The following is an 8,627-nucleotide window of genomic DNA, read 5'->3' on the forward strand; positions in this document are numbered from 1 at the left end:
CGCGGCCGCGAACTGGTTCAGCTCGTTGCCGAGCGTCAGGCCGAGGACGTTCGGGCGGCTCGCGAGGAGCTCGGCGAGGGCGCGCACATAGTGCAGCTCGCCGTCGATCGCCTCGGGGTCCGTGAACATGTTGCGGCGGTGCCACGTGGCGAGCCACGCGGGCAGGAAGTCGAAGCTCGACAGGTGCCCCTGGATCGCGTCGACGTTGACGTCGAGGCCGAACTCGCCGGCGACGTCGATCAGCGCGCCGATGTCGTCGAGCGCGGCGCGGCGGATGAGGCCGCGGTTCGGCTGCACGACTCCCCACAGGGGGAACACCCGCACGTGGTCGACGCCGAGCGAGGCGATGCCGTCGAGGTCGCGGCGCGCGGCATCCGCATCGAATTCGAGCCAGGAATGGAACCAGCCGGCGCTGGGCGTGTAGTTGACACCGAATCTCATGCGTTAGCCCTTCACTCCGCCCTCTTCGACGCCCTTGAAGAAGAAGCGCTGCAAGACGGAGAACACGATCGCGATGGGGATGAAGGCGATCATCGTGCCGGCGGCGATCATGCGCTGGTCGTTGGCGAAGGTGCCGGAGAGGTACTGCAGGCCGATCGTGAGGGTGAACTTCTCGGGCGTGGTCAGCACGATGAGCGGCCACAGGAAGTCGTCCCATGCGCCGATGAACGAGAAGATCGCGATCACGGCGATCGTGCCGCGCACCGCGGGGAGCGCGATGAACCACAGCCGCTGCCACGAGGTCGCGCCGTCCATCACGCCGGCCTGGTCGATCTCGTCGGGCACCTGGCGGAAGGCGTTGTACATGAGCAGCACGTTGAGGGCCGCGATCATGCCGGGCAGGGCGACGCCGAGCAGGCTGTCGGCGAGGCCGAGGCTGCGCACCGTCACGAACTGCGAGATGATCGTCGCCTCACCGGGCAGCACGAGGGTCGCGAGGAACAGGCCGAGCACGATGCGGCGCCCGCGCCACCTGAGGCGCGCGATGGCGAAGCCGGCGAGCGTCGAGAAGATCACGTTGCCGCCGACGGCCAGTGCCGCCACGATCAGCGAGTTGCCGATGTAGCCGAACACCGGGATCGCCTGGATGACGTGCAGGTAGTTCGCGAGGGTCGGCTCGCTCGGGATGAACTGCGGATTCGTCGTGTAGATGTCTTCGTCGGGGCCCTTGAGCGAGGTCGAGAGCTCCCACAGGAACGGGCCGAGCGTGATGAACAGCACGAAGATCAGCAGCACGTAGCGCACGACCTTCTCGGTCATCGACGCCTCGCCGAAGGTGCGGTGCCGGCGGCGCTTCGCCGCGCGCGTGAGGGGCTGCTGGGCTGCGGCATCCGTCGTCGTTGTCGTCGTCATGATTGCTCCGCCCTGTTGTTGATGCGCGCGAGCACAAGCATCGGGATCAGCGTGATGAGGAACAGCAGGATGCTGAGCGCCGAGGCGTAGCCGAGGTTGCCGTAGAAGCCCCGCGCGTACTGCTGGATCAGCATGACGAGCGAGATGTCCTGGCCGCCGGGGCCGCCGTGACCGCCGGTGAGGATGTAGAGCTCGGAGAACACGCGCAGCGCCGAGACGCACACGAGGATCGCGATCAGCGTCATCGTGCCGCGCACGTTGGGGACCGTGACGCTCCAGAATCGCCGCACGGCGCCGGCGCCGTCCATCGCCGCCGCCTCGTGCAGGTCGCGGCCGATGTTCCCGAGGGCGGCGAGGTAGATGATCATGTAGTAGCCGAGGCCCTTCCACACCGTGAGGCTGATCGCGCTGAAGATCACGAGCCAGCGGTCGGTGAGGAACGGGATCGGGCCCTGGATGACGTGCAGCGCCTGCGCCACGTTGTTCACGAGGCCGCGGTCGTCGAGCAGCCAGGTCCAGATGAGGCCGACGACGACGGCCGAGGCGATGACCGGGGTGTAGAACGCCGTGCGGAAGAACGAGATGAACCGCAGCTTCTTCTCGACGAGCACGGCGATGAGCAGCGGCAGGATCGTCAGCAGCGGCAGGCAGACGAGCATGTAGATGCCGCTGTTGATCAGCGCGCCGAGCACCTGGTCGTCGTGGAAGATCTCGATGAAGTTCTGCAGGCCGACCCAGTGCTCGTTGTGGCCGAGCGGCTTGGCGTTCGTGAACGACATGCGGATCGTGTTGAGCGACGGCCAGACCGAGAAGGCCAGAAGCCAGATCAGTGCCGGCGCGACCATGATCCACGGCGAGAACCAGCGGTTCGCCCTCATCGCGCCCTCCTTACGTGTTGTGGCGTGCGTTGCGTTCGAGGTGTTGCGGTGCGCGTGTGCTGCGCGGGCGGCGATGAGTGGATGCCGCGGGCGGCGCCGATGCGCGCCGCCCGCGGTCTTCCCCCACCCCTGGGTCTACTGCTGCTGCTCGAGCAGCTGGTTCATCTTGTCTTCGGCCTTCGACAGCGCCTCGTGCGGCGAGATCTGGCCCTTGATGGCCAGCGCGAGCTGCTGGTTGAAGTAGTCGCTCATGGCGCTGTTGACCACATAGGGCTGCAGCACCTTCGACTTCTTGAGCTCGGCGTAGCCGATGACGCGGGCCTTGCCCGAGACGGTGCCGTCGTCCTTCGAGTAGTACGGGTCGTTCGCCGAGGCGAGCGTCGACGGGAACACATTGGCCGCGTGGCCGAAGGCGTTCTGGTTGGTGGCATCCGTCAGGAACTCGGCGAACGCGATCGCGGTGGCGAGGTGCTTGCTGTCCTTGGCGACGCTGAGCCCCTGCACGTACACCGGCGGCACGCTGAGCGCGGCGGTGACGGCGACGTTGTCCTTGAGGCTCGGGTTGTTCTTGACGAAGTCGTTGTACGACGTCGAGCCGCCGGTCGTCCAGGCGACCTTGCCCTGCGTGAACAGCGTCGAGTTGCCGAGGTAGTCGCCGTTCAGCACGGTCGGCGGCATGTAGCCGCTCTTGTAGGCGTTCGCGTAGGTGTCGACGAGGGCCTCGGCCTTCTTGGTGTCGAAGACGAACTTGGTGCCGTCCTTGTTGAGCACCTTGATGCCCTCGACCGTGAAGTCGCCGATGCCGGGCATGCGGCTCATCAGGTAGGTGTCGGGGCAGTTGTCGTGCATGGTCTTGGCCTGCGCGAACAGCTCGTCGGTCGTCTTCGGCGGGTTGCTCGAGTCGAGGCCGCAGCCGTCGAGCTGCTTCTTGTTCCAGTAGTCGAGGTCGGTGCCGAGGTACCAGGGGAAGCCGTAGTAGCCGTCGACGCCGTTGAAGTGGTACGCGTCGACCGCGCTCTTGACGTAGGTCTTGTCGAGGTCGGTGTGCGTGCTGAGGTCCTCGAGGTAGCCCTGCTGCGCGAGCGGCAGCGCGAAGTCGGGCGGAAGGTTGACGACATCGGGCAGCGAGTTGGTGGATGCCTGCGACAGCACCTTGTCGGAGTAGCCGTCACCCGGCTGATCGAGCAGCTTCACCTTGGCGCCCGGGTGCTTCTTCTCGAAGGCCGAGATGACCCCGTTGAGGTAGTCGGTGTAGGTCGGGGTGAGCGACCACGTCTGCAGCGTGATGTCGCCGGTGATCTTGCCCGAGTCGGACTGGCTCGAGCCCGAGCCGCTTCCGCCGGACGAGCACGCGGTGATTCCGAGTGCCGCGACCCCGGCAAGGGCCGCCGCCGCGATGAGGCGTGTTCTGCGCATGTGCTTGCAACTCCTTTGTGGCATGGTCACGGGGAACTAAATCGGTCTAGAAAAGTCTTAGCAACTTGCCGCCGGACCCCCGCTGTTACGGTAGCTTGAAGAACTAAACCGATTTAGTCAACTTTGCGGAGAAAAATGCCTCCCCAGCCACGGCGCGCCACCATCGGCGACATCGCGCGGCGCGCGGGCGTCTCGAAGGGGGCGGTCTCGTTCGCGCTCAACGACCGGCCCGGCGTCAGCGCAGAGACTCGCCAGCGCATCCTCGCCATCGCGCAGGAGCTCAACTGGCGGCCCAACAGCGCGGCCCAGGCGCTCGGGCAGTCGCGGGCCGGCGTGATCGGCTTCGTGCTGAACCGACCCGCGCGCATCCTCGGCACCGAGACGTTCTTCCCCGAGCTCCTGTCCGGCATCCAGCTCGGCCTCTCACCCGCGCACACAGCGCTGCACATGCTCGTCGTCTCGAGCCTCGAGGAAGAGGTCGAGACCTATCGCGAGTGGTGGCACGCGCATCGCGTCGACGGCGTCATCGTCGTCGACCCGCGCGCGAACGACCCGCGGCTGGCCCTTCTCGACGAGCTCGGGCTGCCCGGCGTGCTGATCGGCAGCCACCCCTCGCGGGACACCTCCGTTCCCACGGTGTGGGTCGACGACTCCGAGGCGGCGCGCACGCTGTTCGGCTATCTCGCCGCGCTCGGTCACCGGCGCCTCGCGCATGTCGCGGGCACCGCCGAGTTCGAGCACACCCTGCTGCGCAGTGAGGTGCTGCAGTCGTTCGTCGGCCAGTTCTCGCTCGAGTCGGCCACCAGCACGCCGACCGACTACAGCGCAGAGGCCGCGGCGTCCGAGACGCGCCGCCTGCTCTCGCTGCCCGAGCGGCCGACCGCGATCGTCTACGACAACGACGTGATGGCTCTCGCCGGGCTGCGGGTCGCGCACGAGATGGGCATCGCCGTGCCGGGGGCGCTGTCGATCGCCTCGTTCGACGATTCGCTCATGGTGCGTCTCGTGCGTCCTTCGATCACGACGCTGACGCGCGACACCGTCGAGCTCGGCGAGGTGGCCGTGCGCACGCTGCTCGATGCTCTGGATGCGACCGCACCCGTGCCGAGCCGGCCCGGGCCTGCGCCGCAGCTCTCGGTGCGCGAGAGCACGGCGCCCCCGCCCCGGTCGTGACCTCTTCGCCGCCACCGCCCCGGTCGTGACCTCTTCGCCGCCACCGCCCCGGTCGTCACGAAAGCGGCTCATTCCCTGCGCGCGGCCGCGTTTTCGACGACCCGCGGCTGAAGCATCCCGCCCGGTCGTCACAAAAGCGGCCCACCACGCTCGGTGAGCCGCTTTTGTGACGACTGGCGCGCCGCGCTCAGCGGTAGACGGATGCCTGACCGTAGAGCTTCTCGGTGATCGCCGAGACGTAGGCGCTCTCGTCGCCCGCCCGCAGGTCGTACGTCATGAAGACGCCGTAGCCGTCGCTCACGGTCTGCGCCGCGAACGACGAGGCGAGCGAGACCGGCGTGCTCTGCAGGTCGACCGCTGCCGGCGAGATGCGCGACTTCGGCAGCCCGGGCACGACGGGGGCCTCGTAGCTCGAGTACCACGGGTTCCACGCATAGCTCAGCCTCGCGTTCACCGACGGGTCGGCCGCGGCGAGCGAGTCCCCGGCCGGCCCGATGTCATAGAGCGAGATGATCTTGTTCGGCAGATCCTTCCGCAGGGCCGAGATCAGCCAGCCCGCCGACTGCGCGTTCGGCTCGGGCGTGCCGTTCACGCCGTAGTCCGAGTACTCGTCGTCGAGGTCGACGCCGTCCAGGTGATAGGCGTGCACCGCCGCGGCCACCTGCCGGGCGAAGTCCGCGGCCGCCTGCTGCGTCGGGAAGTTCGCGAGCCCGGCGCCCTGGTGGTTGCCGAGGATCGACAGAGTGACCTTGATGCCCTTCTTCTGCAGCGGGCGGATCTGCGTCGCCGCGTCGTCGAGCGTCTGCTGCACCTGGTCGTTGAAGTACAGCTGCGCCTTCTCGCCGTCGTAGTTGATGTTCGCGGCGAAGATCACCGCGACATCGAAGGCGGGCGCACCGTCGTCGAGCGTGTAGCGGCCGACGTTCGCCAGCTCGTTGTCGTTGACCTCGACGTATGCCACGTTGACGGGGCCGTGCTTCGCATGCACGGCGTTGCCGTTCACGGGCGCGGCGTTCGCGACCCCCGGCGCCAGCAGTGCGGCGAGCACCGCCGCGGTGGCGGCGACGGCTGCTGAGAACGCGGTGCGGTGGCGCCGCGGTGCGGCCGGCTTCTTCGTCATGTCTCCTCCTTGAGAAGGGGCGGGTCGGTGTGCCCCCTGTTGGGGAGGATGGAGAACTAAACCGGCATAGTCAACGACTTTCAGTCGAGCAGCTCGAGCTGGAGCAGCGTGAGCGGCGTCTCGGCGACGAAGCGAACGGCGATGAGATCGGATGCCTGACCGGCAGCGAGCCGGAATGGGCGCAGCTGCCCGGGCCGCTCGAAGGGTTCGCTCTCGCGCCGGTCGAGCTCGCGCACGGCCCCGTCGCGCGACACTCCCTCGAGCACCCACCCCGCGAGCGCCGGCTGGCTCAGCGTCACGGTGTACAGGCCCCCCGCCCGTACTTCCCCGAAGTGTGAGTTCGGGCTGCCGGAAGGCGTTCCGGGCGACCCGAACTCACACTTCGGGGGAATGGGGAGGACCGGAGAGGGGGCTAGCGGGAGCTCGATCCGGTCTCCTGGTGCGAGCGCTGCCGGGGACGCGCCGAGGTCGTCGGCGGGGCCGCCGGCGACGCGCGCGAGCAGATCTTGCGGGGGAGTCGCGAGGCCGTGCAGCAGCGACGCCGACACCGGTCGCGCATCGGCCGCCCACCCGGTGGGCGCGCCGGAGAGCTCGAACTCCAGCAGGCCGCCCTCGCGCAGCATCCGCCGCGAGATCGACACGTCGTTCCACTCCGTGCCGTTCCAGCGCACGCGAGCGATGTGCGGGGCGCCGGCGTTCGTCGCCGTGATGACGAGCTCGCCGCCGCCCTCGGGGCGCACCACGACCCGCGGCAGCAGCGGGGGAGTGAGCACGAAGGTGTCGCTCGCCGGCGTGAGCGGGTAGAGGCCGAGGCTCGCGAACAGGTGCCAGCCCGACATCTCTCCGTTGTCCTCGTCGCCGGGGAATCCCTGCCCGAAGTCGGAGCCCACGAACAGCCGGTCGCGCGCCTGCGTGACGATGCGGTGCGCGTCGTCGTGACGCCCGGCGTGCAGGTAGAAGAACGGGATGTGGTGGGCGGGCTGGTTCGAGAGGCCGAGCATGCCCATGCGCACGTCGCGCGCCTCGGTCTGCTCGTGGATCACGAAGCCGTACGACCCGCAGCTCGCGGCCTCCGCGCGCTCGGGGCGGGCGAAGAAGCGGTCGAGGGATGCCCCGAGGGCGCTCTCTCCGCCGTGCAGCTCGGCGAGCCCGCGGCCGTCGTGCGGCGCCGTGTACGCGGTGCCCCAGCCGTTCGTCTCGGTGTAGTCGTGGCCCCACACGTCGGGGTCGTATTCCCCGGCCGGCATACGCCACTCGCCGCTCCGGGTGCGCCCGAAGAACGTCCCCACTTCGGCATTGAACACGGCACGGTACCCGAGGCTGCGGCGCCCGAGGTACTCGGCCTCGGCCTCGAGGCGCGCGCGACGCGCGGCATCCGCCTCATGCTCGGCGAGCAGCCGCGCGAGGACGGACGCCGACCAGTCGTTGATCGCGTTGTCGAGCGTCCACGACAGACCCTCGTGGGTCTCGGTGTCGATGTAGCCGCGCCAGACGCCGGGCACGAGGCCCTTGCGGCCGACCTCCGGCCGAGGCGCGGGCACGGTGGCGTTCACGAGCGCCGAGCGATACGCGCCCGCCACGTCGAAGCCGTCGACGCCGCTCGCGGCCAGGTCGGCGAAGACCGTGTCGCTGGTCGTCCCCGTCATTGAGTCGACGGGGCCGGGCGCGCTCCAACGGCTCGTCCAGCCGCTGTCGTCGGCATGCTGCACGAAGCCCTGGGCGAGCTGCCCGGCGGTTCCCGGGGTGAGCAGCGCGAGGGCCGGCCAGCAGGTGCGGTAGGTGTCCCAGAAGCCGTTGTTCGCGCTGAAGCGGCCGGGCCGCACCTCGCCGTCGACGGGGCTGCGGTAGCGCAGTTCACCCGACCCCGGCTCCGGCTCGGCATACGCGTTCGGGTACAGGAACAGGCGGTACAGGTCGCCGAAGATCGACCGCTGCTGGTCGTCCGTGGCCCCGTCGAGCTCGAGCGTCGCGAGCTTGGCGCGCCAGCGCTCGGCCGCGGCCTGCAGCATCCGGTCGAATCCGCCGGCCGCCGCGAGGTTCGCGCGCGCCTGGGCGGCGTCGATGGTCGAGATGCCGACGAGCACGTCGAGCGGCGCGCCGGGCTCCGCGGCATACGCCACATGCCCTCGCACCCGGTCGCCCTCGAACGCGAGGTGTGCGTCGCCCCCGGGCGGCAGCTCGATGTGGACGAAGTGCCGCGGCCGCCCCGGGCCGTCGTCGAGCTCGACGTCGACCGCGATTCCGGCCTCGGTCGCCGTGCTCTCGCAGGCGACCGCCGCGCCGAGGTGGTCGACGATCACCGACAGCCACGGGCCCGCGCTCGTGAACCGCAGCCCGAGGGCGAAGTCGCCCGCCGTCAGCCGGGCCGTGACCCCGCCGTCGAGCGCCACCTCGTAGAGGTGCGGCCGGGCCGTCTCGTCCCCGTGGTCGAAGCCGAGCGCGCGCTCGGAGCGGTCGACCGGCGGGTGCTCGAGGGGGCTCGGCATCAGCTGGAACACCCCGCGGTCGCCGATCCACGGGCTCGGCAGGTGCGAGGTCGCGAACGCCTGCAGCGCGGGGCGGCCGTCGTCGCGGTTGTGCTGGTGGTACGAGTACGGCCAGTTGCCCGCCGCGGCGTCGGTCATCGGCAGGCCGAAGACGCCGCCGTGCGGCACCGCGACGAGCGGCGCTGTGTTGCCGCGCGAGAA

At 69.4% G+C, this 8,627-nt stretch carries 7 protein-coding genes; 1 reads left to right on the forward strand and 6 read right to left on the reverse strand.

Annotated features, from left to right (window positions below):
- From ACM2XV_RS09865 to ACM2XV_RS09880, 4 genes are all read right to left on the reverse strand, one after another.
- Positions 1–441 (reverse strand): glycoside hydrolase 5 family protein (locus tag ACM2XV_RS09865; RefSeq protein ID WP_487026804.1); only part of this gene is annotated, 441 nt, incomplete at its 3' end.
- A 3-nt stretch (positions 442–444) separates the two neighbouring features.
- Positions 445–1,353, reverse strand: a complete 909-nt coding sequence (locus ACM2XV_RS09870; RefSeq protein ID WP_344773277.1) for a carbohydrate ABC transporter permease — start codon at positions 1,351–1,353, stop codon at positions 445–447.
- Positions 1,350–2,231, reverse strand: a complete 882-nt coding sequence (locus tag ACM2XV_RS09875) for a carbohydrate ABC transporter permease (protein WP_344773275.1) — start codon at positions 2,229–2,231, stop codon at positions 1,350–1,352. Before ACM2XV_RS09875 ends, ACM2XV_RS09870 begins: the two co-directional genes overlap by 4 nt.
- A 135-nt stretch (positions 2,232–2,366) precedes the next feature.
- On the reverse strand, positions 2,367–3,647 hold the full coding sequence (locus ACM2XV_RS09880) for an ABC transporter substrate-binding protein (protein WP_487026805.1): 1,281 nt from the start codon (positions 3,645–3,647) through the stop codon (positions 2,367–2,369).
- A gap of 135 nt (positions 3,648–3,782) precedes the next feature.
- Here ACM2XV_RS09880 and ACM2XV_RS09885 point away from each other — a divergent pair, with 135 nt between their 5' ends.
- The gene (locus ACM2XV_RS09885) at positions 3,783–4,820 is read left to right on the forward strand and encodes a LacI family DNA-binding transcriptional regulator (RefSeq protein WP_487026806.1); all 1,038 of its coding nucleotides are present in this window, start codon (positions 3,783–3,785) and stop codon (positions 4,818–4,820) included.
- 187 nt (positions 4,821–5,007) lie between these two features.
- On the opposite strand, the gene ACM2XV_RS09890 is transcribed toward ACM2XV_RS09885, so the two are convergent.
- The gene (locus ACM2XV_RS09890; RefSeq protein WP_487026807.1) at positions 5,008–5,940 is read right to left on the reverse strand and encodes an endo-beta-N-acetylglucosaminidase H; all 933 of its coding nucleotides are present in this window, start codon (positions 5,938–5,940) and stop codon (positions 5,008–5,010) included.
- An 80-nt stretch (positions 5,941–6,020) separates the two neighbouring features.
- Positions 6,021–8,627 (reverse strand): GH92 family glycosyl hydrolase (locus tag ACM2XV_RS09895; protein WP_487026808.1); only part of this gene is annotated, 2,607 nt, incomplete at its 5' end.

This window comes from Gryllotalpicola sp. CP2-P1, assembly GCF_057512245.1.

Bases quoted from the DNA above. Each gene is read 5' to 3' on its own strand.
- ACM2XV_RS09875 (WP_344773275.1), bottom strand. From the start codon at position 2,231: ATGAGGGCGAACCGCTGGTTCTCGCCGTGGATCATGGTCGCGCCGGCA.
- ACM2XV_RS09885 (WP_487026806.1), top strand. From the start codon at position 3,783: ATGCCTCCCCAGCCACGGCGCGCCACCATCGGCGACATCGCGCGGCGC.
- ACM2XV_RS09880 (WP_487026805.1), bottom strand. From the start codon at position 3,647: ATGCGCAGAACACGCCTCATCGCGGCGGCGGCCCTTGCCGGGGTCGCG.
- ACM2XV_RS09890 (WP_487026807.1), bottom strand. From the start codon at position 5,940: ATGACGAAGAAGCCGGCCGCACCGCGGCGCCACCGCACCGCGTTCTCA.
- ACM2XV_RS09870 (WP_344773277.1), bottom strand. From the start codon at position 1,353: ATGACGACGACAACGACGACGGATGCCGCAGCCCAGCAGCCCCTCACG.